Raw genomic sequence first — 25,602 nt, 5'->3', positions numbered from 1 at the left:
GAAGGAAGAGCCAAGGTGACGGAAAGAAGGCAGAGCGACGGAAGGAAGAGCAGAAGCGACGGAAGGAAAGTCGAAAGCGACGGAAGGAAGAGCCAAGGTGACGGAAAGAAAACAGAGCGACGGAAGGAAGAACCGAAGCGACGGAAGGAAAGGTCCAGGCGACGGAAAGAAAGTCGAAAGCGACGGAAGGAAAGTCGAAAGCGACGGAAGGAAAGTCGAAAGCGACGGAAGGAAGAGCCAAGGTGACGGAAAGAAAAAAGAGCGACGGAAGGAAGAGCCGAAGCGACGGAAGGAAAGGTCCAAGCGACGGAAGGAAGAGCCAAGGTGACGGAAAGAAGGCAGGGCGACGGAAGGAAGAGCCGAAGCGACGGAAAGAAAACAAAAAGATGGATAGGACCAGCAAAATGTCAGGAAAAATAAGCAAACCCACCCCACATTGTGCCTATCCCCACCATTCCATGTAGAACTACTATAAGATAACTATTTAATATAAGGGTGTATATTGATATACTTACATTAATTTGTATTTTAGTTAAAAAGATTACATATTTCGCATTGAATATGTAACAAATTGTTCGTAGTTTATGTGTTGAAAGGGATGATAGATCAAAAATGCAAACGACTCAAGTTGAATTGAGCTTACCGGCAAACAGTGTTTTGAACAATACATATAAAATAATAGAAGTACTTGCAACTAGTAAGTTGTCCTTTGTTTATATGGCGGAGAATATCAATGATGGAAATCAGCTAATTATTAAGGAGTTCTTTCCCAATGACATTGCTTTGCGGGATTTAGATAATAAAACAGTTATTAATCGTTTGCCTTCAACAAAGCAGAAATTCGAGGATTTAAAAGCTATTTTTCTAAATGAAGCATTCATTTTACAGCAAATAAATCATCACAATATCGTCAAATATATTGACCATTTTGAGGAAAATGAATCGATTTATATCATTATGGAGTATTATGAAGGAACTTTATTAGATCAATATTTAAAAGATTATCCTATTAATAATAGAGACCATTTGTACACAGGAGTATTCCTCCCTCTAATTGATGCTTTAAGCTATTTACATAAAAAAGGCATACTCCATCGTGACATTAAACCAAATAATATTATGATAGATTCTAAAGGTAATCCATATCTACTAGATTTTGGTTCCGCAATTTATTATAAAACTGCTGAAGATTATCAAATATTTACGAGTCCAGGATATTCCCCTCTTGAGCAATATTCGAATATATCTGAGCAAGGTGTATACACAGATATTTATAGTTTGGCTGCAACATTTTATTACTCTTTAACAGATATTATCCCAATGGATAGCTCACAACGCATAATCGAAGACAAAATTGAAAATGTGAGAAAATATAATGAGAAAGTGAGTATTATTCTATCTAGAACTATTATGTGGGGTCTGGCAGTGCATGCAAAAAAACGATGTTCTTCACTTAAATTTATGGAACTGGCTGTTGGTTTCGAAAATATTGTCAATAGGATAAAGGATTATTTTGATTCTTTTGATACTAAATGACTACTTTTTTTATAAAATTGATTCTATAGTATCGTTTTTTAGTTTAAAACATATTTTTGAATAACAGCTTATGGACTACCGGTTTTCACTCCATAAGCTGTTTTTTTAGTAAAAATAAAGGATAAATACATTTATTTCTATAAAAATATCATAAACTTTACTATGTTTATTTTTTACCAATACCCCAGTTAAATACATTTACTTTACAAAATATCCTAATGTAAATATTGACAATAAAATCAGATGTTGTATAGTTACTCTGTGATACATAATGTCATCAGTGAAGTAAGCATGTGAAAATATAGGTTCACTAGTAATTCTAGTATGAGTAACTGATGTACATAATTACATACAAACTCATATGAAAAAAGCTGCTGATTTTTCGCTTCGAATTACCATTTTGTTACTTATAAGTTTCGGATTAGGTGTTTTTGTACATTGCCACCATTGCTACTCACTAAATGATTATGCTTACTCGAAATTCGTTACAAAAAGGAGGGATGGCTGTATAACTATACGGCCGACTGAATGGAGATTATTAGTCAAACAAACAGAACCATGCTCTTTGAGGAAATAAATCCGGAAAAAATGGATTTAATTACGCTTGTTGGAGATGTAAAAGGGATTGACAGTCTTAGTGATGAAAAAATCAAAGAAATCAATGAAAATCTTCTTGTCAAAAGCTTCGACGAGTTTTTAGATAAGTTTTCTCCAACGGTTTATTCATTCTACAATGCTGCTAACCAAAAGGTTATGTATACATTAAAGAAACCAGAAGGAATTCAAGATGACTGTATTTCTGAAATAGCAATTGATCAAAATAATGATTTTTTAAAGATGTTATTTACCCTCATTGATACGAAAAGAAGTCAGGGCATTGCAAATGTTGATTTTAAGTTTGAAAATTTGCTCGATATGATCTCTCCTAAAAAGGTTATGGACGACATTCGACAAGTCCGAAAAGAAATCCATTACCTATACGGTGAATATGACAAATTAGATGAAGGCGATCCAAAAAAATTGGATACAGGGGACAAGCTAAACCTGATGTTTGAAGTGGCAAGTAGAAATTACAACAATGTCATGGCGATGCTTCCTTTAGCAATTGAAGATATTAAAACGAGACTATTGTTAGGTGCTAATCAGGATGAAGATGAATCCGAAAAATTACAAATTGGGACGCTTTCAATTGGTGACAATGGTGAATTAAAAATCATTGAGGCACCACAAAATAATAGCTCTGAACTGATGGTTATTGAAGAAAATAGTAACTATGGTTTAAGCACAGTTTTTGAAGAGGACTATGAGGCGATTACAGAATCACCATCCTCTTATGTCAAAGATTTAGTCGTAAGAACCTTCTCTCCATTGCCAGCCGTGAGAGCTGAATTTGATGTAGAGACAGAGGTACAAAACTACAATACATACTTAGAATTCTATAAGGATGCTAAGGATGAATTTGTAAAAACAGTGAAGCCATTAGTTGAAAAACTATTAGGCGTAAAAATGTACTTTGATCAGTATGCAACTAAAAACAAAGGTATGCAGCCCTCGTTACTTGTAACGAACACAAAGTTAGATATGCTCGTTAAAAGTAATAATCTACCACGATTACGCACGTATTTAAATACTGTTAACTCCAAAAATGACTTTACAGATACGGTATGGTACGGAATTGTCCCTGCACTAGAACTAGAAGCTTCCGGAAAAATGAAAGTAAGCAGAGCTAGATTTAAAGGGAACGATAAAGTTGCGAAGCAAGATGGCAATACAATGGAATCGTTATCCATCCTTCTTGATACTGTGAAAGATTATAAAATACAAATTTTCTTCAACTTCATGGCAGAAGAAGAAACGACATTCAATGGAATTGCTACTGCAGGTATTGATCGCCTGATCGATAAATGCTCAGTGCTTATTAGAAAAGATTATAGTGAGTTTGCTATACCGTGTTTACCGAACTTCACTATTATTCCTAAAGATAAATCAGGTGTAATCATTGATACAAGAATGCAGACAACAGAAAATGGAGCGCGATTATCTAAAGAAAAAGAGGATATTTTAAAGCTTTGGATAGAGGGCGTTTATGTTGGTGCTAGCTATGTAGCGGCAGGTATTGTCTCTGCTTATCAATGTCCAGAATATTTGAAAGACTCTTTCAGAAACGTTCAGAGAAATTATCCTGGTGTACGCTTCGATATTGAAGCTGGTGATAACTCACTAAGAGCCGTTACAACAATGGCAAAAGAAATCTCAGGATTTACTAATAACATTAAAGATGCCATTAACAGCAGAAGCTTTGGCTTTGTATTCTCTTCAGAAAATGCACAGCTTCAAGATAAAGACATTAAACGCATTACAGTGTATAAAGCTAGAAGTCTAGCGATGGAGGAAGATGGATTCGATTCAATCTACAAAACTCAAGTTAGTACGTATATTGAAAGAATTTTACGATTCCAATCTGGTGACTTTAAACACGAAAATATCGTTCGATTCTTTAGTAATAATCCAAGTAGTCAAAAAAGTAAATGGATTAATGATAAAGGCTATGTAAACTCCGTTATTCACGATGGAGATGACATCGGCTACATTATCGATGAAAAAACAAGCACATGTCAGATTGACCTAGTGTTTAACGGTAATGTGAAGAATCTTGAAGTCATGATTACAAAGGCAAGCAGTGCTGTTAAGGCCTAACAAGTTTACACATACACTCAAAAACTTTTTAAGTCGTATGTATAAGATTTATTCATAAATCTTTTAACATAAATAGAATTTTCCATAAATTGCAAGGTGAAAACATTACATATTCCTCCATGCTAATGCATCATATATTTGCATTAGCATGGAGGAATGCATACAACTAGTTATTCATTTCACCTAAAGCGGTTTTTTGAGACGATTCAACAAATATTAGGAGGTACTAAAAATGGGTTTTGTATTAAAAGTAGAAGGATCAGAAGCAATTGAACTAGGGTTAGACAGCATTATGGCTGTTGAGTATGAAACAGATACTCCAGATGACTCTAACGCACGTTCTACAGATGTAGGAGCAACTTTAAAAATAAGAGGTAAAATCCTTACTGCAACTGATGGTGACAATTCTGATGATACGATGAAATTAGGATTATGGTCATTAGTACCAGCTGAAAAGGCTGACTGTTACCGTAAAGTAACTTTAGAGGTTGTTTCAGCTGATCAAGTAGTAAGAAAAATTCATTTCCCAAATGCTTTCGTCGTTGACTATTCAGAAAAGTATGGTGACACAGAAGGTATTGGTGAATTCTACTTATTCATTAAGCAAAAGAAAGACAAAACAGACTTGGCGAAAATCGAAGGCGGCTACGCTGTCTAAGATTTCTGCTTGATAGCTACTCCATATTATCTAAGGGACTTTCATAGTTCCTTAGATAATTTTGAATAATCCTAATAATGGGGATGAAAAATATGAAAACACACTATGCAACTTTAGGTGTCAGTAGAGATGCGACGCAAGAACAAATAAAACTCGCTTACCGAAAACTATCAAAAAAGCATCATCCAGATGTGAGCGGTGGAAGCAAAGAATCTGAAAAGATTTTTTTAGTCGTGACAGAGGCATATAAAGTACTGAAGGATCAAACTTCAAGAGAGGCATATGATGCTCGACTAGATGGGGCTGGTCAAGGTTGGAGTGCTGGAAACACAAATGAAAAACAGTCTGCCCGCCAACAGTCTACTGAAAAAAAGCCAGACTTTAATATGGACAATTTAGAAAAGAACTTTGAGCATTTTTTTGGTTTTAATCCTAAAACAAAGGAAATGTCATCAACCCTTAATAAGAATGCAAAGAAAAATCCACTAGATACAACTGATTTATTTGAACGTTTTTTTAACAAGTAAAACGAAGCCATAGCTAGTATGAAGGAGTGTGATACCATGTATGACCAAAATTCAATGGATGCATACACTGAAAACCCAAAGAAACAAATGATTATAAAAATAATCGATATTATTATTGTCACAATCGCCTTCTTTTTCATTCTATACGTATTTGTCATGAATCAGGATGTTATTTTGAAAACAATTATTGGACTAATGTTGGTCATACTAGCAATTATTTATGGCTCTATAAAGTATGAAGCAAGAGATACAAATTACAATGTGACAAATAAAAAAATTCGAAAATTAGTCCTCCTCAATGATCGAGGAGTTGAAATAGATGAATGGGAGATAGGTGACCAAACGTCATTACTTATTGGGAAAAGTTCAGCTGACAATAAGGCAGATATCGACTTAAGCGGTACAGAATATGAATCGCTTATTAACTATGAGCATGCCGTATTAAATAATGTTTCTGGAGTATGGTACATAGAGGATATTGATTCGGTAAATGGTGTTGGACTAAAAAAAGCTCATAAGCGCGTTAAAAACAGAATAAAACACGAAAACCCTTACCCAATAGGTAATGGAGACACGATATACATAGCAAATACACGAATTTTAGTGAAATAGAGACAAGTAAATTCGTAAACATAGACGGGGGATAGCGAAAATGAGTTTGATTAGATGCACAAATGGTCACATGTTTAGTTCCAGAAGACATAGAAATGTATGTCCGTATTGCAACGTAATGGTGGAACAGGAGCAAAGACCAAGTAGTCAGCAAACAGCTGTAGCAGAGCTAGATGATAAAACGATGCCATACCTTGGAGAAATGGATGGAATTGATCCAGTTACGGGATGGCTCGTTTGTATTGAAGGGCCTCAAATGGGCCGAGACTATCGAATTTTATCGGAAAAAAACTTTATTGGTAGAGCTGAGGATATGCACATTCGTATTGTTGGAGATAATTCGATTTCTCAGCGCAACCATGCAGTCATTGTTTATGATCCTAAAAAAAGAAACTTTTATCTACTTCCAGGAGATGCATCAGGCTTAGCCTATCTTAATAATGAAGCGATTTATACGCCAACGGAGCTTGCAGCGTATGATGTGATTCAGTTAGGCAGAAGTATGTTTCTTTTTATTCCCTTATGTGGTGTTCACTTTGAATGGGAAAACAACAACAGTGAGGAATGATGACGAATGGATCAGAAACTACTGCCATACATAATTGCGCTTATTTTTATCGTTGTACTCATTGCATTATTAATCATTAGAAACATGCTTGCGCCACAAAATGAAAAAAACAAAGTAGCAATCGGAAATGGACAAACGATTGGCAGACGTGATGAGCAGGATGATTATTTCTCTACAGCTGAAACGAAAGATGGAACAATTGCTGTCCTAGCAGATGGCATTAGTGGCTTAGCAAACGGTAGAATGGCAAGTACGGTTGCTGTCAATACATTTATTGAAGAATTTAAAAAGCTTAGCGGTCTAAATACTTTAGAAAAATTTTTTAAGGAGGCCGCTTTTGCAAGTAATCATATGATTGTTGAAAATTTAAATGGCTCGAACGGTGGTACTACATTAGTGGCAGCCGTTATTGATGATAACGGATTTCTTCACTGGGGAGCCGTTGGAGATAGTGTCATTACCATTTTTCGAAATGGAGAATTTAAGGCCATTAATCAAAAGCATATTTTTGAATCAGTGTTAACTGAGCGATATATATCTGGTGAAATATCTCAGCTTGAGGTGCAGGAAAATCCTTTGAAAAAGAGACTTATCAATTATTTAGGGTATGAAGGCTTTAAAAATATGGATATAGGAAAAAGTCCGATTCAGCTAAATAGAGGGGATAAAGTATGTCTATTTAGTGATGGCGTCTATGATACTTTAACAGAGGTTGAAATGGAGAAAATTCTCTCTCAGCAAGCTACTCCCTATGATATTGCTCAAGACATGATAAAAGCCGTTGAACAAAAACGCTTAAAAAATCAAGATAATGCAACCATCGTTATATTAGAAAAAACATGGTAATCATGTGTCTTTCAATGAGTCAGTAAATAAGGAGGAGTAATCATGAGAAAGGAAAATAGCAACTTTAAAACAAGCTTTTTATCCGAAGCGGGCTCATTTTTGCAAAATAAAGATTACTTTGCCTATACAGAGCTGGACGATGTAGCCTGCTGGGTAGCTGTAAAAGGGTTAGATTCCGATCAGGAAATAAGTAGTGCAGAGCTTGCTGTAAAGGCAATTTTAGAAAAATTTATGGAAAAGCCATCCATGTCCAGACGGAGAATTAAACATTATTTAAAATATGCACAAGATATTCTTCAAGCTCAAAGCTTAAGGGTGAGATTGAAGGCTAGTATTGTCATTGTCGTCTCAGATTACTCAAAGATGATTGTTGCCGTTGCAGGAAATTCGAGATTGTATCATTTCCGTAATGGGACTTTAACGTTTAAAAGCACGGATCAAAGCTTAGCGCATGAGCTAGTGAATGATAGGAATCGTTCGCTCGATATTAGCCAGCACGAGGAAAGAACTAATTTACTCAACTATCTGGGCAAACCAAAAGAGTTTCAGCCGTTTGTTTCAAAGAAAATGAAGTTAATGGATGACGATGTACTAGTGCTTTGTACAGCCGGCTTTTGGGAGGATGTCAATGAAATTGAAATGGCAGATGCGTTGGAAGATGCAAAAGAGCCTGAGAAATACATTGATGTATTAGAAGAGGTACTGTTAAGCAGGCAAAAGAAAGTTGTCAATAATTACACAGTTGCAGCCATATTTGCTAACAAGGTTTACCAGGAAACAAATAAGAAAAAAATGAAATACATCAAAATGATTGCTGCTGCATTAATGCTAGCTTTGGTCGTAGGTGGAGGCACGATTTTTTATCAGGCAAAGCAAGCCAAAAAAATGGCTGAATTAACCATCGAGATGAAAGATCATGAAAAGAGCGGAAACCAGTATTTTCAAGATGGAACTTATGATAAGGCACTGCTGGAATATAGTGAAGGCAGAAATGCGGCCAAAAAATTGAAGGATCCAATACATAGAAATTTACTAGCTAAAAAATTAAGAGTTACCGATCTGATTATCAGTGGAGATAAATCAGCGGAAGAAGGTAAATTTAACGATGCCCTTGAGTCATATGAAAAGGCTAAAAAAGAAGGAAAGCTTATTAAAGACTTTGGGAAAGCAGTAGTTGAACAAAGAATCGCTAATATGGATACCATTGTACAAATTGCTGAAGCTGTGAAAGATGGAGATTTTCGATTTGAGGCAGAGGATTACAATGGGGCACTTGAAACGTATCAAAAGGCCAGAAAAAAAGCCCTGACCATTGCCTATACTGGCGAACCTGAAATAAAGACAAAAATAGAAGAAACAGAGGCTAAAATTGTCGAATTGAAAAAGGCCCAGAAGGAATTAAAGGCTGAAGGCTTAGAAAAAAGCGGAGATCAGAGCTATGCACGCCAAGAGTTCGGGAAAGCGATTGAATATTATACACTTGCACAGGAAATTTATCAGGAGACAGAGCTGCTGTCCAAGGTTTTAGGTCTTGAGCGAAAGGTTATGAACGCCAATGATAAATTAAATCCGCCTCCTCAAGCACAAGCTGCCGATACAGCGCCACCTGATCAGGCAGCACCGCCTACGAATGAAGGGACAGCTGCTAGTGAGCCATCTGATGCTGAAGTGATGAAAGAGGGAAAATAATTTGATAAAAGAGCTCATGATTGAACGGTTACGCAAAATAGAGGATTTAGAGCAACGTCAACTGCTAAAGGATATTGTAAGTGGAGTTTTTGTAAATTTAATCGATTATCAGGATGACATGAACAAAAGGCTTGAGGAGCGTATATTCAATGAAATAGATGATGCTGAGAATAGGTTTGATATTTATGTGACGTTAAGTTCTAAGGAGGATGTTGACCCTATTCATGAATGCTTATTCCCGATGCGACCAGCTGACTTAGAAAGTAAATCAATCCAAATAAAAAAACTGCTTGAATCACTTAAATACAATGAACCTGCAGTGCTGTTCACCTTATTTTTAGCATGTGATTCCATACAAATTCAACAGTTGCTTGCTGAGCAGAGACTCTTTAATGGAAGGCTAGTAACAACAGAAGGACAAGTAGAGATTAAAGTCAGCCTTACACAAAATACGGACTATTTGCAAGAGATAAACAAGCTGTATCCGCTTTTCCAAATAAATGGTTTACCATGGAAAACCATTAATCATCCATTCGTCTATAAATTTTTTAATGTCAATTTGGTAGATTGCTCACCTTTAAATGAGGATGCTGAAATTACTGAAATAATCATTGATTTAGAAGAGTATGAGGACAAAAAACGCCTAAATATGGTTCCGCTATGGAATATTGAACGCCATGAGGTCAAAAATGTCGGGTTTCCCGTCCCTGCTATCGATAAGGTGAATTTTGAACATGTCCTTTCCGTACGTAAAATCGGAAACGAGCATGGCTATCTTGTTGAGGCCGAAGAGGATAATGTTCGTTACGTTAAACGCTCAGACAATGAATTAACAATTGTTTCACCCCAGGATAAGTCAGGGGTTTGGCAGGTAATAAAAATTGCCAAGATGGAAGATGCGAAGATCGGGAAATTAAATTATGAACTTGTATCAAATCGAAGAATTGAACATTTTATACACAAATTCGCTAACAAGTATACGGCTACTGTTAAAACGAAGGGTGAAATTACTCGTATGATTAACTCTTTTGAGGCAGCTACTCGATTTGAGCTTGTAGATGTCGAAATAGTGGACTCCTTCTCAGGAACAAGTTTTACGCATTCCGCAAACACTTTCTTAACGGAAATGATAGGAGAAAATAATCATAAAAAAACAATGCTATTAAAGTTTAAGGCGAATGAGGAGAGAAACTTTATCGCAAACGATATTTTAAGCTTCCTCGTATCAGAAGTGCAACGACATTTCTTCGAATATGAATGTGTAGGTGTTTGGCTATGAACTATATTTGGGATTTGCTCATTAAAGCTGAGGATGAAGGACTTTCTAAAAAGGATATTTATTTTCATCTTGCCGAAGCCTATTCACCTTATATGGAACTAAGTCCGCAACTATTAAATGCACAGTATGTTGACCAGCACGTTGAAGTAAATCCGTATTATCGCTATTACGGAATTTTTAATGGTCTTTTCCATCCTGATCATACTTCAGACATAGAGTTTAGGAATTATCTTTTAGATACCGGATTGCATTTTTTAGCTGAAATTGATCGTATGCAGGGCATGAATAAGAGAGAGTTCTATATTCGCTTTATCTTAAGGGAGATCGAGGCCGATGTATTTGGTAAATTGGTGCGTGACAATATTCATGCCTTTACGAAAAAGGAGCAAGAAATAGTTGCGCTCAACATGCTAAGACTGTACCGGACAGGTGAAGAAATTTACTTATTAAAAGATACGCTGAAAAGGCTCTTTAAAAATTGCATGATTTATATGAAATCGGAGGACCAGGATGAGCTGCTTTTATACATCCGTCAAAAGCAGACAGAACAGAATGAGCGAAAGGTACAGCTTGTACAAGAAATTTTTCTGCCAATAGGCTTTCATATGGAGGTTTATTGGCAATATCATTTTGGCATTATTGATGCAGAGGAAACGATGAAGCTAGATCGAATAGCTCTTTACTAAATAGGGGAAGAGGAGGGATTCCAATGACAACTAAATATTCATATAAGCTGTATGCCAATAAGCGTAATACAGAAAAGAAATATATGACCTATACACGAGTAGAACTAATGGAAATGACAACCTTCCAGCTTAGAAATATTTGCTATAAGGAAAAGCTTGTGACTGGGCTTATTAATACACTGACAAGAGACGAGTTAATTGACAAGATTTTAAGATACCGTGGCTCTGAAGAAAACCCTCTTATTAGAGAAAAAAAGGATGGGGGCTTTGAACGAGTAGAAGCGGCCATGCAAGAGTATTTAAAAACGCAGATGTCTGACAATGGTGACATTAAAATTCCTGCCAAAATGAGCTTATATAGCGGGATGAAGATTGATAAACCAGATCAGTATTTCGTGGAAACAGGCGGTTTTCTTGTTGAATCCAATGTACTGCTAGTAAATGAGCAGCTGGAACTTTGTGGAATTCTTAATATCCTTAAAGATGACGAAGTCCCAAATCAATATTATTTCGCTGCTGATCAAGCAATAGGTATTCGGAAGACAAACAATAAAAACTACAGCTTTATTTTTTTAAGAAAGCAAGATTCCGAGTATATCTGTAAGACGTATTATCAGGAGACCCCACTTCCGCCAACAAATCTTCATTATTATAAGGTTCCAATACCAGATTTAGAGATGAAACAGCTGGAAACAACGAATGCCATTCTTGCGATTGACTTTGGTACAACCAATACAACGGCTGGTGTGTATTTAGAGAGCGATTATGTGTCCTCTCCTTGCAGTCATGATTTATTAAATAACAGAATTCAGCTAAATAGCATCAATTTTGTGCAATTTCCAGACCCACTTCATCAAAACGAATGGATAGAAGTTGTGCCGACGGTCATGACTGTCGCAGATTGCTCAAATGCAGACCAAGTAAACTATCACTACGGCTATGAAGCGTTAAAAATGATGAAAAAAAATAGCTATACATCATTGGCTACGAAATTCCAAGGTATTAAGCGATGGGTTAGTAATTATGCCAAGTTGGAAGAGGTGATGGATGCTAACGGAAATACTGCACTTATTCCACGTAGCCAAATTTTAAGAGAGTTTATGCTTTATATTATTCGAATGGCGGAGCATCAATTTAAATGTCGCTTCAAGCATTTACATATCTCCAGTCCCGTTAAGCTGAAAACACAATTTTTAGATATGTTTCGTGCGATTTTACCCGAATACCAAATCGAAACTGAGCATGCTCTCGATGAAGGGATGTCGGTTCTTTATAATACAATCGCCAATCAAATAGAGAATGATAGTTTTCTCGATGGCAAGGAATACAAAGCGCTCGTAATCGATTGTGGAGGAGGAACAACAGACCTTTCTTCTTGTAAGTTTCGAATAGAGGACGGACATATTTCTTACAAAATTGATATTCATACTACATATGAAAATGGAGATACGAATTTTGGTGGCAACAATATTACCTATCGCATTTTCCAATTTATGAAAATCGTTTTTGCCAACTATTATAGTCGAGGAAAAAATGATTATGATATCGATGCATTAATAGATATCCCAGGTAAGGATATTTATCGATATGTAGACGATCATGGCGTAGAAGCGGTGTATGAGCAATTCGAAAAAGCCTTTGTAGATGCCGAATATATTATCCCCACACGCTTTAAGGAATATGAAAATCGAACACGTGATGAGTACCTCCGTGTTCGCAATAATTATTATTTCTTATGGGAAATGGCAGAAGAGATGAAGAAGGAATTTTTCCGCAAAACAGGAATATTAAGAAGTCGTTTTTATGCGGATGCCGATATGCAGCACGATAGTGATTTAAATGTCACAGCAGTGGATCGCTGGTGCCTGTCGTTGGTAGAAAATAATCAATTTAAGGAAGTTTATGACTTTCCAAATGTCTTTTTCAACATTAAAGAAATCAATCATCTCATAAAGGCGGATATTTATGATATCGTGCGAGAGTTTTTAGAGGAATTTTATGAGAGTGGCATACTGAGTGACTATTCTATCATTAAATTGACGGGACAATCCTGTAAAATAGACGCATTTCGCGAGGCTTTAAAGGAATTTGTACCAGGACGCAGTATTGAATTTAGACAAAAGGCTGAAAATGTCGGTAAAGTTCCAGAGTTAAAGCTAGCTTGTTTAAGGGGAGCACTTCGTTATTTAAATGCCAAGAAAATTGGCATGATTGAAACAGAAGTGACGAACCATGCGCCAGTCGTCCCTTATGCTGTCAGTGCCTTTACGCATAATCGTCAAGAAAAATTACTGATTAGTAGCTTAGAAAGATTGAATCAAATTCACGGTACGATTTCTCGCCCATGGGGTGTAAAAGAGGTGGAGTTTTTCCTCACTGGCAGCGACGATCACACAGCGTATAAATACACTTATTTTAATCGTCAGGAGGATTATGCACCTGTTCTTTATGACAATATCGCATCGCACTATCAAGATAAAATTCCGCAGGACGAGACGGATTCCATCACGAATGGGGAAGTGAAGTTCTTTGTCTTTGCAGGCGAAGATCATTGGGGCTTCCATGTAGTTCCAGTAGCAAGGAAAGATGAGCAGCTGTTTATCGGAAGCAAAGAATTCTTTGCCTTTGAAACCGATTTGTCTGAGCTGGATTTCTTTGATGGATTGAAGTAACACCTTCGACGGATGGAAAGAAGTTCTTAAGTGATCGGGTAAGCCCGGAAAGTGATCAGGTATCCCTGAGAAGTGATCGGGTAAGCCCGGAAAGTAATCAGGTATCCCTGAGAAGTGATCGGGTAAGCCCCGAAAGTGATCAGGTATCCCTGAAAAATGATCGGGTAAGCCCGAAAGTGATCAGGTATCCCTGAAAAGTGATCGAGTAAGCCCGGAAAGTGATCAGGTATCTCTGAGAAATGATCGGGTAAGCCCGGAAAGTGATCAGGTATCCCTGAAAAGTGATCGGGTAAGCCCCGAAAGTGATCAGGTATCTCTGAAAAGTGATCGGGTAAGCCCGGAAAGTGATCAGGTATCTCTGAGAAATGATCGGATAAGCCCCGAAAGTGATCAGGTTTCCAGAGGATGTTTGCCTAAATTCATCGCATCCATGCGATAACGGCTAGCTGACCTGCAACGGTAAAAACGCCATGTCTTGTGGCATTACCGAAATGACCGACATCGTGTCGGCCCTCATGCAGGCCTAAGCACAAAGGCGATTTCGGACGGATTGTTTATCTGCGCGAAAGCGGCAAATGTTTTCAGTAGCGAAAGCAAAGCGACAGCTACAATTATGCCGAGGCATAATTGATCAGTGAAAAACAAGAAAAGAGGTGGGTGACAGCTTGTTTGCCAATCAATATCCACATTTTCAAAAGGGCCGCATTTTAAAGCGAGAAATGCTGGAAAATTTGCGAGATTACCCAAGAGAATTTTTAGATTTATATTTCCAAGATTATTCTAATGGCATTATTGCGGGGGCAAATATCATTGTAGCAGAAACAAGCCTCGTCATTACAAAAGGCATTATCAAGCATAACGGAAAGCTCTATACGCTACCTAGTAGCTACGAACTTCCTTATGAGGCAACAGGAAGTGAAACAATTCTAAAAGTACGATTTGCTGAAGAAGTGAATGAATTAGATTTTAGGAATCTCACAACAGAGATTGTTCTAGATGATTCGATAGAGCTTGCAAACAATGAGCTAGAGTTAGCACGCTTTAAATTAAAATCGGGTGCCAAATTGCGTTCAGAGTATACTGATTTTCTTGATTTTGCTACTGAGTACAATACGGTTAATTATCTTCACAGTCAGTATGCAGGTTTTCAAAAAAGCACATACCATCCAATCATTTTGCACTATTTTGCACGAGAGCTGTTAAAAAATCGCCCAGCGAATCCGTATGATATAGCTTTTGCATTAGAGTGCATAAATCAGGAGCGCGTTCAACGAGATGCAATCGATTTCTATATTTGCAATCGGCTAGAGCTTGATTACCAAACATTTTCTAATAGTCAAATTCATAAATACTTGAACCGTATTTTATTGGAATCAAAACGCGGTGGTCGTATGACAGGCCACAGTCAAGGGCGACCAAAGCGCATGATTGTTGACTAGCTGATGGTCTGCTGATGAAAAAACGTTCAAGAAATGGAAGGTGAAAAGGTTGAAATTTTTAGATGAACAAATTATCGCTCTTAGAAATGAAATGCGAGAGCAGGAACAACATGAATTAGCTCAAAAGGAAGCAGCTTTAAAAGCGGAGCAGGCGCCGCCAGAAGAGCCTTTACAGGAAGAGCAGACCGAGCTAGAAGCAATTGACCTTTACAAGGACTTTGTCAATATAGATGAGCAGGAAGTGCCGGTTATTGATCAGCATGTCCTGGAAGGGAAAATTTCGTTCCGAATGCCGAAGATATTTTCAATCATGCCAGCTAAGTTAGCCTCATTAAAATATCCGTCAGAACGAAGACCGAACATTATTTATACGGATGAATCATCTACTATCAATCTAGCTTTCAATAAGACATCACATTCGCTACCTGATGAGAGGGTAGCTGAGTTTCAGGCGGATATGATTGACGTTCTTGAGCAATCACAGCCTGCAGCAGAATGGTTTGATACGGATGTTATTAAAATAGACGACAAAACAGTTGGCTTTATTGAGGTTATTACACCTGCTATTGATGGTGAGATTTTTAATTTAATGTTCTTTGTATCGATAGATGGAAAAGCGCTTATCGGTACGTTCAATTGTATGGAGGAGGATACCGAGACTTGGCGTCCAATCGCAAGAGCGATGATGGAAACGATGCAATTTGCACCTAACGGAAGGATAGGAGGAGTATGACGATGAGTGAAGTAGTAACTGCCTATCATAATCTTCAAATATTACCATTTAAGCTAGTGAGCATTCAAGAGCTTACGCTCACAAAGAAAATGAATGAGCACGCGACTTTACACTTCACGGGTATCGTACCAGAGGAAGTTCGAGATCAGTATGTCGAAATGACAGAGGTCCATTCAGCGATTGAAGTGAATCAGCTCGATCATTTAGGTGCACCTACCCCGTTATTTAAGGGGGTTATATTAGGTGTCAAGGTACATACAATTCGGGGAATTTACTACATCGAAGTCGAAGCTGCTTCCAATACCTACTTCCTCGATATTAAGAAGAAAAATTGCTCCTATCAGGATAAAGGGATGACCTATTCATCTCTATTCAAAACAATGAGTCCTTTTTACCCTGGTCTCGATGTGATCGATGAGGCTACAAAAGGAGCGAAATTAGGCAAGTTTACCCTACAGTACCGAGAAACCGATTGGGAATTTTTAAAACGACTTGCCTCCCGCTTTAACACTGGACTAGTTCCTGCAGCTACTTTTGATAAGCCAAAGTTCCATTTCGGTGTCCCTGCTGGTCATGCAAAAGGAAAGCTAGAAGACTTTCATTATACGACGAGAAAAAAACTAGCAGACTATCTCCTCTATACAGAGAATGGCAATGGTGGTATGGGAGAACATGACTTTATGTACTATGAAGTGGAAACCGATAAGGTACTTGCCATAGGCGACCACGTAACCTTTCATAAACACATACTCTATGTTAGTGAAGCCTATACGTCGATGAAGGATGGCTTACTAAAGCATCGTTATACACTTTCAACGAAGAAAGGTATGAACAAGAGTGAAACCTTTAACGAAGAAATTTCGGGTGTATCCATCGAAGGTAAGGTGTTGGAAGTTGCCAAGGATCATATTAAGGTCCATCTAAATATTGATGAAAAACAGGATAAAGGCAAAGCGCATTGGTTCCTTTATTCAACGGTATATACAGCTGAGGGGCATAGTGGTTGGTATTGTATGCCTGAAATTAACGACTTTGTTCATGTATATTTCCCTTCGTATCGTGAAGAAGAGGGAATTGCCAGCAGCTCGATTCGAAAAAATTCAGATAGCACCGCAACCAATAAACTAGATGATCCTTCGACGAAATATTACAGAACAGCCTTTGGCAAAGAAATTAAGATGAGTCCAACGGAAATTGTCATTACAGCACAGGATAACGATATTTTTATCCGTTTAAATGAAGCGAGCGGTATTGAAATTTTTAGTAAAAAGGATATTAAGCTTATTTCCGAGGCAGATATTTCAGTCAATGCAAGCAAGAAAATTCTTATGTCTGCGGAGGAAGAAATTTCACTAAAATGCAAGGAAAGTAAAATAACGATGGATGGCAGTGTGCAAATTTTCGGGAAAGAAGTAAAGGCCAATTAATAGCCCTATAGATGGGTTTCTTAATTAAGAGAAAGAAGGAGACACATATGCAAGCAGAGGGAGTTTTACAGCATTTTTATGAAACAGAAGTAGAGAAAAGACGGTTGAAATATCTCTTGGCGTTAGAGGATTTTTTCCAAGCCTCAAAAGAAGAGCTTGCAGAGGAATTTAGAAAATCCTTTCAAATCATTTGTCGTCAGCTACAGCAGCAACAATCCCTTCAACAGAAAGGACCAATTGGACATATTACGTTCTCCATACTGCGTACAGAGCTACTGGAGGGGCGTCATCACTATCTAGTGGAGGGGACAGATGAGGAATGGTTCTTTGATCTGCGTCCTATTTTAACTACTTATGATGCAAGTTGGGCTTTAAGCTTTTTAGAGCAATTCGCTGAGGAATTATATTTATACAGCAAAACATTCATGGGAGCCATTACCCAAGCGGATATTGAGCAAATTAAGCTAAAGGAAGCGACTCATTTTCATCAATATGTTATTAGCCTTGCTAGATATGCATTGCCAGACATTATTAGATGTCCCGAATATTTAGCACTTGATCGTGAAGTTGCTGTAGAAATTCGTATAGGTGAATTTCTGGATGTCAATGAAGTTGTCTATAGCGAGGATTTCTCCTCGAAGGATATCGAAGAAATTAAGGCTTGGCTGGCTCAAAAATTAGAGGATGAATATGCATATGAAGTATTTAGCAACTTAAATCTATCTGGTGGCAACTATGAAGACTTAGATATTCAATATGCCTTTTTCCAGAAAACGAAATTAGCACAGAGTCAAATGCGAAATTGCTTACTCATTGGAGCTAACTTAAGGGATAGTCAGCTAATGGACGCTGATTTGAGTTTTAGTACAATCCATGAGGCAGATTTTAGCAATAGTCAATTACAAGGTGCTAAGTTCCAACAAGCTCAGGGAGCAAGCGGGCTAACTGATCGACAGCAGTGGGAAATGCCAGGCTACCACCCAGTGCGCTTTACTGGCGCTAATTTAGAGGGGGCTGATTTTGAGCTTGCTAATTTACGAGGTGCTTGCTTTATCGGGGCTAACGTCAAGAATGCCCGTTTTGAAGGCGCCAATTTAGAAAAAGCCGTGTTCTCGAAGGAAGCACGGGAGCATCTGAAGCTAGATCCATTCCAAACAGCCAGTGTCATTTGGAAATAGATGTCGTGAAAAAGGAGATTAAAAGATGAACTATTTTATTCTATCTCAGGATGAGCGTATCTCGAATGCTGTAGAACCAGTTGGACTATCAAAAATTATTAAAAAAGAACTATTAACAATGGAAAGAATGGAGGAGCTAGATGAGCTCGAGCGTCAATTTCCTATTTTAGATAAAAGTGAAAATGTCTATATCGATTTTATCGAAAAGCCCATTGCTCTTTTAGCTGATCCAGTGAAGCAGCTAGTGGAAAAATATGAGCCGCGCTTACCATTTAAAGCAGTTGTTCTCGTAGATATGCCGAAATTAAAACAGACGTTATATTGGCTCTCCATTCCGCCAAAAGTGGCCTGTCTTTCAGCACAAACCGAATTCAATCTAGACGGAACGTTGAAAAAGCTCGTTATTGATGAGACTTTAGCCGCACCATACACCTTCTTTCAAATTGAAGGTATTAAAGAGGATTATATTATTGTCAATATTGAGCTAGCAGAAAGTATATTGCGCCGAGCATTTCGAGGTATTCGATTACGCAAAGTGCAAACGGAAGGCAAATGGAACGAGATTCTTCATGCATAGATAACTAGCAATACATAGAGTAGGAGAGCATTAACATGAAAAAAAGATGGGCAACGGCTGCTTTCGCAGCATTAGTACTAGCGGGCTGTGGATCAGAGGAAGCTGAAAAAAATGAGAAAAAAGAGCCAGTAGTTGAACAGGGTAGTGCAGTTAAAGTAGATATGAGCAAAGAGAATTTGGCTAAAAGCTTTAAAGTAGGCACATTCAAGGCAGATGTCATGGCAATCGGTCTTCCAAAAGATATAAACGAGAAAGTGGAAAAAATTACAACAGCGATGCAAGCTTCTCTCGCAAAAAATAAAGAATGGTATTTAGAAACAATAGCCGGGCTAGCTAAAGGTGAGCAGCTTCCCTATGATGAAAAATTAGGCATTACAGAAGATGAATATAAGTTTTTCCTAGAGCTTGATCAGCATATGAAGCTTGGAAAAATTGGTGAAAGCGACATTACCATTACAAAAGCGAATGAGCAGTTAACGATACAAAATCCAACAGCTACAATCGTTAAGAATTTTAAAATTAGCGCAGATGGAAAAACACTGCATAGCGAATTAGGTGACCTAACATATGAAAATAAGATTGAAGCGTCTGACGAGCAAAAAATTACAGGCAGGTGGAACGGTCTTACTTATCGTATGGGAGGAGAAGATACAATGCAGGTTTTACAAATTTCAATTGGTCAGCTAGAGGAAAGTAAGAAAAAAATTATCTACACAAAGTCGTTTGGGGAAAGTCAAGAAATGCAAGAGGAAATACTAATTTTCTAAAGTCATAAAGTTTTAAATCAATATCTAGGCATTCACGCATCGCGATAAAGGATTCCAAAAAGCGAATTAGTAAAGGATTATTTTCGCTTTTGAGTGTACAAAGTGAAGCAGCGTGAAGGCACTTTTCTTATAGAAAGGGTGGTTTTCGATGGCAGATGAAATGCAGACAAAAGGCGATGAGCAGCGCAGTTATGTAGTTGCTGGTGCCAAATTATCGTGCTCGCAGGGCGATCAGACAAGCATATTAAAGATGCCTGTAAGCCATGGCGTTTATACAAAAGACAAGGCAAAGATGAACACGATGGATTATAAGCCCTATGTCAATATTCAGCCCTTTGGTTTATGTCAAACATTATCTAATCCTACGGTGGCAGCTGCAACAGCGGCTAATAACGGTGTCTTGAAACCGATGCCGTGTACACCAGTAGTCACGATGCCATGGATTAACGGAAAGTCTGATCAGTTGATTGAGAATTCTCCCGCGCTTATCAATCAATCTACTAATATGTGCATATATTGCGGGACGATAAAGGTAGAAGATGATGGTCAAGAATAAGCCATCATCCACTGAGGAAAGAAGGGTATTCATGTGAACACGTATGAGGAAGTGATTGGATACGGAGAGCTTGAACTCGTATCCCCCTATGAAGTTCAGACGTTGCATGATCTCAGCTTGACCCAAACTATGAATGACCATGCAAGGTTATCAATTACGGGATTCATCCCAGAGGAGAAGAAAGATCGCTGTATGCAGATTGCCAGCAGTTCAGATCGGATAGAGCTCTATCAAAAACGCAATGGACAGCGTGTGCGACCGCTTTTTAAGGGACAAGTATCCGAAGTGGCCGTTCGTATGGTGAGAGGTGTGTACCAAATTGAGCTAGAAGCGGTGTCATCTACGTTTACCTTGGATTGTAAACGCAATGCTCGCTCCTTCCAGCACGACAAGATGACGTATAATGCCATGCTCAAGCAAGTACTCGCTAACTATTCGGGTGCAGATGTTATTGACACTGCGTCAAAGGCTACTCCTCTAAAGCAATTTATATTACAATATAGGGAGACTGACTGGCAATTTCTAAAGCGCATGGCCTCGCATTTTCGAACAGTGCTCGTACCAGCAGTAGATGCCGATAAACCTAAGCTATGGTTTGGTCTGCCAGAAGGTCGATTAGAAAATTTGCCAGATGCTAGCTATACAATCGCCAAGGATCGTTCTAAGTATCTACATACAAAACATAATGACATCGAGCGACCAATAGAGGAGCGGGATACAGTATCCTATGTAATCGAGTCCAAAAAAACATTAGCACTCGGTGACCGTGTCCAACTCCAAAACAAGAAGCTAGTTGTGGCCAAATCCATAGCACGCATGCAACAAGGTGTCCTTACATATGAGTATCATTTACTGTCCGAGGCAGGTATTCGTCAAGATAGACTAAACATTCCTTCCTTGTCAGGAACAGCGATAGAGGGTAAGGTATTAGAGGTCAAAAAGGATCAAGTACGCCTGCACCTATCCATTGATGAGGCACAAAAAAAGGAAGAAGCCACATGGTTCTCACTTGCTACGCCATATACTGCAGAAGGACATAGCGGCTTTTACAGCCCACCAGAGGAAGGCGATAGTGTTCACCTTGCCTTCCCGACACATCGGGAGGAAGCGGCGGTTGTACGCCACAGTATACGAAAGGGCGGCGACTCCAACCCAAAAACAGCCGATCCCAAAACGTCCTACTGGGGTACGCCAAAAGGCAAGGACATCAAGCTAGACCCACAATCTGTCGCATTTACTGCACAGGAAGGCGCTGTTTTCCTAAAGTTGGATCAGGGAAGCGGGATAGAAGTACATAGTAAGCATCCGCTTACACTAACAGCCAATGATACGATCACCTTTGCAGGTAAAAGCATCTCCATGAGCGCAACAGAATCAATGCGCTTGACATGTGGCTCCAGCAGTCTCGTTTTTGATGGAATCACCGATATTCAGGGACAGGTTGTGACAATGGAAGGCTCGAACAAAGCACCTGTAACCGTGTCTAATACATCGGGAGAAGGCGCTGATCTTGAATCCGCACTAGACGTCATGGGCATGATCCCTATTGGTGGGGGTGATGCTTAATGGCGAAGAAGGGTAAAGGATTCTTCGGAGCACTAGGTAGTGCTTTAGGCAGTATCCCTGTTGTAGGGAAAGTTAAAAAAGCGGCTAAAAAGAAAATTAAAAAGGCCAAAAAGAAATTAAAGAAAGCCTTAAAAAAAGCGAAGAAAAAGCTCAAGAAAAAGTTAGGCAAGGTCTTGACAAAAGCCAGGAAGCTAAAAAATAATTTATCCAAGAGCAAACTGGTCAAGAGGTTTAAAAAGGCTGTAAAAAAAGCAGTTAAAAAGGCCAAGAAATATGTAAAAAAAGTTGTAAAGACAGTTAAAAAGGCAGCGAAAACAGCTGTTAAGGCAGTTAAAAAGGCAGCAAAAACAACTGCTAATGTGGCTAAAAGCGCAGCAAAAACAACTGCTAATGTGGCTAAAAGCGCAGCAAAAACAACTGCTAATGTAGCTAAAAGCGCAGCAAAAACAACTGTTAATGTGGCTAAAAGCGCAGCAAAAACAACTGTTAATGTGGCTAAAAGTGCGACAAAGAAAGCAGCAGTAGCTGTTAAATCGGTAAGCATCAGCCAAGCAATATCAACCGCAGCTGATTTCATTCCAGGCGTTGGCAATGCAAAAGCTGCTTTTGAAACGGCCTTTGGATTTGATCCATTTACACTGGACAAATTGAGTGCGATGGATCGAGGGATATCAGCGGCAGGTATCTTGGGTGGTGGATATGCCAAAGCAGCTGGAAAAGGTGGGAAGGCTACATTAAATCTCTTCTCCAACAGCAAAAATGCGACGAATGTAACCGAATCAGCTGCTAAATCATCGAAAAATGCGGCATCAGCTAAAGGTGATATTCCTAAGGGTACGGGTGAAGATGGTGCCAAAAAGATCATTGCTAGAAATGGATCTGTTACTATTAAAGGCGAAGGACAAATCACAGAAGTTATAGATAATAGACCTTATTTAGATCCTAAAAGTAGACCATCCTTTAGGAAGAATGTGCCAGAAAAAACTTTTGAGAATGCAAAAGGTCCAGATGGATTGGTGCGAGATCCACTCTATCCTGAAAAAGTAATTGAGTGGGAACCAGGTCAGCCTAGAAGAGATGTTTGGGATATGGGGCATCTTCCAGAACACAAATATTCTGAGATGCATAAGAGATATTTAAACGAAGAGTTAACACCAAAAGAGCTTCGTGATTGGTATAATAAAACTGATAACTATCGTCCAGAATTACCTAGTACTAATAGGAGTCATAAAATAGAATAATTAAGAGGGGTGCTGACAATAAAAATTGATTTAATTGCAAAATTAAAAAATACAAGTGAATTTATGAAAGTATACAAAGAGGAAGATGAAAAAAAAGTATTTGATGGGAAAAGTTTGATATTCTTTTCGTTATCAAATACTGACTTACCTTCACGCTATGAAATTAGTAATTTCTTATTAGATAAAAATATTGATGTATTATGTAAAAATAGTGAAGATGAGACTGTGTTGCATGTTTTACTAGGGCAACGAAAAAATGACATTGAAGAAACTTGCAGATTATGTAAAAGACTTATAGAAAAGGGTGTTAATATTAATGAGAAAAATGGAAACGGTCAAGTTGCATTAATTTATATAATTCGATTAAATAAATCAGATGAAGAATTAGAAAAGTTATATAATTTGTGGTTTTCTCAACCAAACTTAGATTTAACCTCTAAAGATAGTACAGGAATTACAGCTATTGAATACGCTAGAAAATTCCCATACAGATCAAGTTTAATTGAAAGGATGGAAAAATATGAATCAAAAAGAACCTATTGAATTTATTAAAAAAGCTGGGGCTTGTATTGTTTCAAAAAATATAATAAATGAAACAGCAAGATTGAAATGGATATTGAGAGAGAAATCTGTGGATGTAGTGGATAATGGTTGGAGATTTTTTTCAGAAATTGATGATGATGATTACATTAATAATCCAGATAATTTAGTAGTATGTGATTTTAATACTGTAGCAAATATTGAACCGGCCATTCTAGGAATATATGAACTACCAATAGGTAGTGACTTACAATTAGTTTCTGAAAATGGAAAAATAAGATTTTTTGATAATTTAACTGGTAAAGAAGTTTGATGATCATTTATTAGTTTTTATTTCAACTAAACTCTTAGTTTGATGTGGGAATAAGAAAATCTATAGACAATAAGGTAAAATGGCTAGAGAAGATGTAAAATTACTAAATTTTCCAAAAGAACGTGCATTGACCTAATAAAATGAGACAAATAAAAACACCTTTCATTGAATAATGATATGCTCCATTAGGTAGACAGATTAAAAATAAAAATCTGTCTACTAGAGTTTTTATCTAATGGATCGCTGTGGCAAGAACATTTATTGGGATATGAACTTCAGAGCACTCTGAGGAGATTGAATTAATGAAGTCATAATGATATTGATTAACACTGCATCATATAACGAAATCATTATGAACAGTTCAGGTTTCTAAGGATATTTGAAAGAAACGTGTATTGAATTTGTTGGTGAAAATCCGGAACATATAGACCAAGTGCATTTACTCATGGACAAGATAAAGGTTGTTTTTAATTTGTGAAAATTTCACACTGAGTTGGGTAAACCTATCAATCTACTAAAGATACATGAAAAATAGGTAGGTTTACAAAATGACAACAAGATAGGACGATACAGCTAATAAGCCAAGCATTAATTACTTCAAACTTTTCATATACTTTCAAAAGCTCATTCTCGCTTAAATCACAAGGAGGAATGGGCTTTTTATGCCTCCTCGGTAAGACCGTAATCAAAAAACGCATATAAATTACCAGGGGTATTATCAAGAAATCGTTTTGTACTAGAAGAATTTACAGAAGGCTTTAAAGGAACCTGATCTGTAATAGTTATTCAGCTACGGTAATCTACCTGATATACGTTCGCCAATTGTTGGGCGCATGTGTGACGTTATTGGCTGAAGGCTGATAGCAAAAATGGGCAAATTAGCGTGGATTACTGTCATCAACTGTTTCACCTAGAACTTCTATTCATGCATCTTTCACCAGATGTATTTCGCAAGCTAAATTTGAGCCATTTGTTAATTAAAATGTGAGCCACTAAAATTTACTCTTTTCCATCCATCCATTCTTTCGTTTCTAAAATGCGATATGAGCCACCTATCATGTTGATAATGTACGCACGATGTGTGAGTCGATCTGTTAAAGCCGAAGTTAAAACTGGATCATGAAACACTTCTTCCCACCGATCGAATGATAAATTACTCGTAATGATTGTCGCAGCTCGACCAGCACGCAATGACAAGTGCGTGAAGAGTAGCTCGGCTCCTTCTTTATCAAATGAAATGTAACCTAGTTCATCGATAATGACTAAATCATACTTCTCGAATTTCATTTCAAATGAACGTAACGTTCTTGCAGAACGACTCTCCTTCAATTGGTTCACTAGTGAAGCGACACTTGTGAAATACACTTTATAGCCTGCTAAACAAGCTTCAACCCCTAATCCAATCGCAATATGCGTCTTACCTGTGCCAGGTGATCCAATTAGTAACACATTTTGCTTATCTTGAATGAAATGCAGTTCTTTTAAATGAGGAAGA

24 protein-coding genes are annotated in these 25,602 nt (G+C 37.8%); 23 read left to right on the top strand and 1 reads right to left on the bottom strand.

Annotated elements, in window-relative coordinates:
• The first annotated feature begins 97 nt into the window (after positions 1 to 97).
• From ACFXN8_RS14030 to ACFXN8_RS13920, 23 genes are all read left to right on the top strand, one after another.
• Complete coding sequence (locus ACFXN8_RS14030; RefSeq protein ID WP_386845892.1) at positions 98 to 328, top strand: hypothetical protein; 231 nt, start codon at positions 98 to 100, stop codon at positions 326 to 328.
• Positions 329 to 612: 284 nt separating this feature from the next.
• Positions 613 to 1,536, top strand: coding sequence for a serine/threonine-protein kinase (locus ACFXN8_RS14025; protein ID WP_386845890.1), 924 nt, complete (start codon positions 613 to 615; stop codon positions 1,534 to 1,536).
• 528 nt (positions 1,537 to 2,064) lie between these two features.
• Positions 2,065 to 4,233 carry a transcriptional regulator gene (locus ACFXN8_RS14020; protein ID WP_376075825.1) on the top strand — a complete coding sequence of 723 codons (2,169 nt, stop codon included), beginning with the start codon at positions 2,065 to 2,067 and terminating at the stop codon, positions 4,231 to 4,233.
• A 232-nt stretch (positions 4,234 to 4,465) separates the two neighbouring features.
• On the top strand, positions 4,466 to 4,891 hold the full coding sequence (locus tag ACFXN8_RS14015) for a membrane-associated protease 1 (RefSeq protein ID WP_376075824.1): 426 nt from the start codon (positions 4,466 to 4,468) through the stop codon (positions 4,889 to 4,891).
• 92 nt (positions 4,892 to 4,983) lie between these two features.
• Entirely contained in the window at positions 4,984 to 5,418 is a 435-nt protein-coding gene (locus tag ACFXN8_RS14010) for a J domain-containing protein (protein WP_386845887.1), read from the top strand.
• A 36-nt stretch (positions 5,419 to 5,454) separates the two neighbouring features.
• Positions 5,455 to 6,030, top strand: a complete 576-nt coding sequence (locus tag ACFXN8_RS14005) for an FHA domain-containing protein (protein ID WP_386845885.1) — start codon at positions 5,455 to 5,457, stop codon at positions 6,028 to 6,030.
• Between the two features lie 40 nt (positions 6,031 to 6,070).
• Positions 6,071 to 6,598 (top strand): FHA domain-containing protein, encoded by a 528-nt coding sequence (locus ACFXN8_RS14000; protein WP_376075819.1) that lies wholly within the window; start codon positions 6,071 to 6,073, stop codon positions 6,596 to 6,598.
• Between the two features lie 6 nt (positions 6,599 to 6,604).
• Positions 6,605 to 7,444, top strand: coding sequence for a PP2C family protein-serine/threonine phosphatase (locus ACFXN8_RS13995; protein ID WP_376075817.1), 840 nt, complete (start codon positions 6,605 to 6,607; stop codon positions 7,442 to 7,444).
• A gap of 42 nt (positions 7,445 to 7,486) precedes the next feature.
• Positions 7,487 to 9,133, top strand: a complete 1,647-nt coding sequence (locus tag ACFXN8_RS13990) for a PP2C family protein-serine/threonine phosphatase (protein ID WP_386845882.1) — start codon at positions 7,487 to 7,489, stop codon at positions 9,131 to 9,133.
• Between the two features lies 1 nt (position 9,134).
• On the top strand, positions 9,135 to 10,412 hold the full coding sequence (locus ACFXN8_RS13985; RefSeq protein WP_376075814.1) for a normocyte-binding protein: 1,278 nt from the start codon (positions 9,135 to 9,137) through the stop codon (positions 10,410 to 10,412).
• Complete coding sequence (locus ACFXN8_RS13980; protein ID WP_386845880.1) at positions 10,403 to 11,098, top strand: iron-dependent peroxidase; 696 nt, start codon at positions 10,403 to 10,405, stop codon at positions 11,096 to 11,098. Before ACFXN8_RS13985 ends, ACFXN8_RS13980 begins: the two co-directional genes overlap by 10 nt.
• A 23-nt stretch (positions 11,099 to 11,121) precedes the next feature.
• On the top strand, positions 11,122 to 13,770 hold the full coding sequence (locus tag ACFXN8_RS13975; RefSeq protein ID WP_386845879.1) for a molecular chaperone: 2,649 nt from the start codon (positions 11,122 to 11,124) through the stop codon (positions 13,768 to 13,770).
• A 665-nt stretch (positions 13,771 to 14,435) separates the two neighbouring features.
• Positions 14,436 to 15,209, top strand: a complete 774-nt coding sequence (locus ACFXN8_RS13970) for a DNA and RNA helicase (protein ID WP_386845877.1) — start codon at positions 14,436 to 14,438, stop codon at positions 15,207 to 15,209.
• 40 nt (positions 15,210 to 15,249) lie between these two features.
• Positions 15,250 to 15,942: a hypothetical protein gene (locus ACFXN8_RS13965; RefSeq protein ID WP_386845875.1), complete on the top strand. Its 693-nt coding sequence runs from the start codon at positions 15,250 to 15,252 to the stop codon at positions 15,940 to 15,942.
• A 2-nt stretch (positions 15,943 to 15,944) separates the two neighbouring features.
• Complete coding sequence (locus tag ACFXN8_RS13960; protein WP_386845873.1) at positions 15,945 to 17,369, top strand: hypothetical protein; 1,425 nt, start codon at positions 15,945 to 15,947, stop codon at positions 17,367 to 17,369.
• A 47-nt stretch (positions 17,370 to 17,416) separates the two neighbouring features.
• Positions 17,417 to 18,547: a pentapeptide repeat-containing protein gene (locus ACFXN8_RS13955; RefSeq protein ID WP_386845871.1), complete on the top strand. Its 1,131-nt coding sequence runs from the start codon at positions 17,417 to 17,419 to the stop codon at positions 18,545 to 18,547.
• A 25-nt stretch (positions 18,548 to 18,572) separates the two neighbouring features.
• A complete protein-coding gene (locus ACFXN8_RS13950) occupies positions 18,573 to 19,124 on the top strand; it encodes a serine protease (RefSeq protein WP_386845869.1) in 552 nt (183 codons plus the stop codon).
• A gap of 35 nt (positions 19,125 to 19,159) precedes the next feature.
• Entirely contained in the window at positions 19,160 to 19,891 is a 732-nt protein-coding gene (locus tag ACFXN8_RS13945; protein WP_386845867.1) for a hypothetical protein, read from the top strand.
• Positions 19,892 to 20,039: 148 nt separating this feature from the next.
• Complete coding sequence (locus ACFXN8_RS13940) at positions 20,040 to 20,447, top strand: DUF4280 domain-containing protein (protein ID WP_337989495.1); 408 nt, start codon at positions 20,040 to 20,042, stop codon at positions 20,445 to 20,447.
• Positions 20,448 to 20,480: 33 nt separating this feature from the next.
• Entirely contained in the window at positions 20,481 to 22,013 is a 1,533-nt protein-coding gene (locus tag ACFXN8_RS13935) for a contractile injection system protein, VgrG/Pvc8 family (protein ID WP_386845864.1), read from the top strand.
• On the top strand, positions 22,013 to 23,254 hold the full coding sequence (locus ACFXN8_RS13930; protein WP_386845862.1) for a GH-E family nuclease: 1,242 nt from the start codon (positions 22,013 to 22,015) through the stop codon (positions 23,252 to 23,254). The genes ACFXN8_RS13935 and ACFXN8_RS13930 overlap by 1 nt, the downstream gene beginning before the upstream one ends.
• A gap of 9 nt (positions 23,255 to 23,263) precedes the next feature.
• Entirely contained in the window at positions 23,264 to 23,797 is a 534-nt protein-coding gene (locus tag ACFXN8_RS13925) for an ankyrin repeat domain-containing protein (protein ID WP_386845860.1), read from the top strand.
• Positions 23,775 to 24,107 (top strand): DUF2185 domain-containing protein, encoded by a 333-nt coding sequence (locus ACFXN8_RS13920; protein ID WP_386845858.1) that lies wholly within the window; start codon positions 23,775 to 23,777, stop codon positions 24,105 to 24,107. Before ACFXN8_RS13925 ends, ACFXN8_RS13920 begins: the two co-directional genes overlap by 23 nt.
• A 999-nt stretch (positions 24,108 to 25,106) precedes the next feature.
• On the opposite strand, the gene ACFXN8_RS13915 is transcribed toward ACFXN8_RS13920, so the two are convergent.
• Positions 25,107 to 25,602: ATP-binding protein (locus ACFXN8_RS13915; protein WP_386845856.1), on the bottom strand; the 496-nt coding region annotated here is incomplete at its 5' end.

Source organism: Lysinibacillus sp. NPDC059133, from assembly GCF_042755925.1.
GTDB lineage: Bacteria > Bacillota > Bacilli > Bacillales_A > Planococcaceae > Lysinibacillus.
Note: the sequence above shows the minus strand (reverse complement) of the source record. Positions and strands in the feature narration are given on the sequence as shown.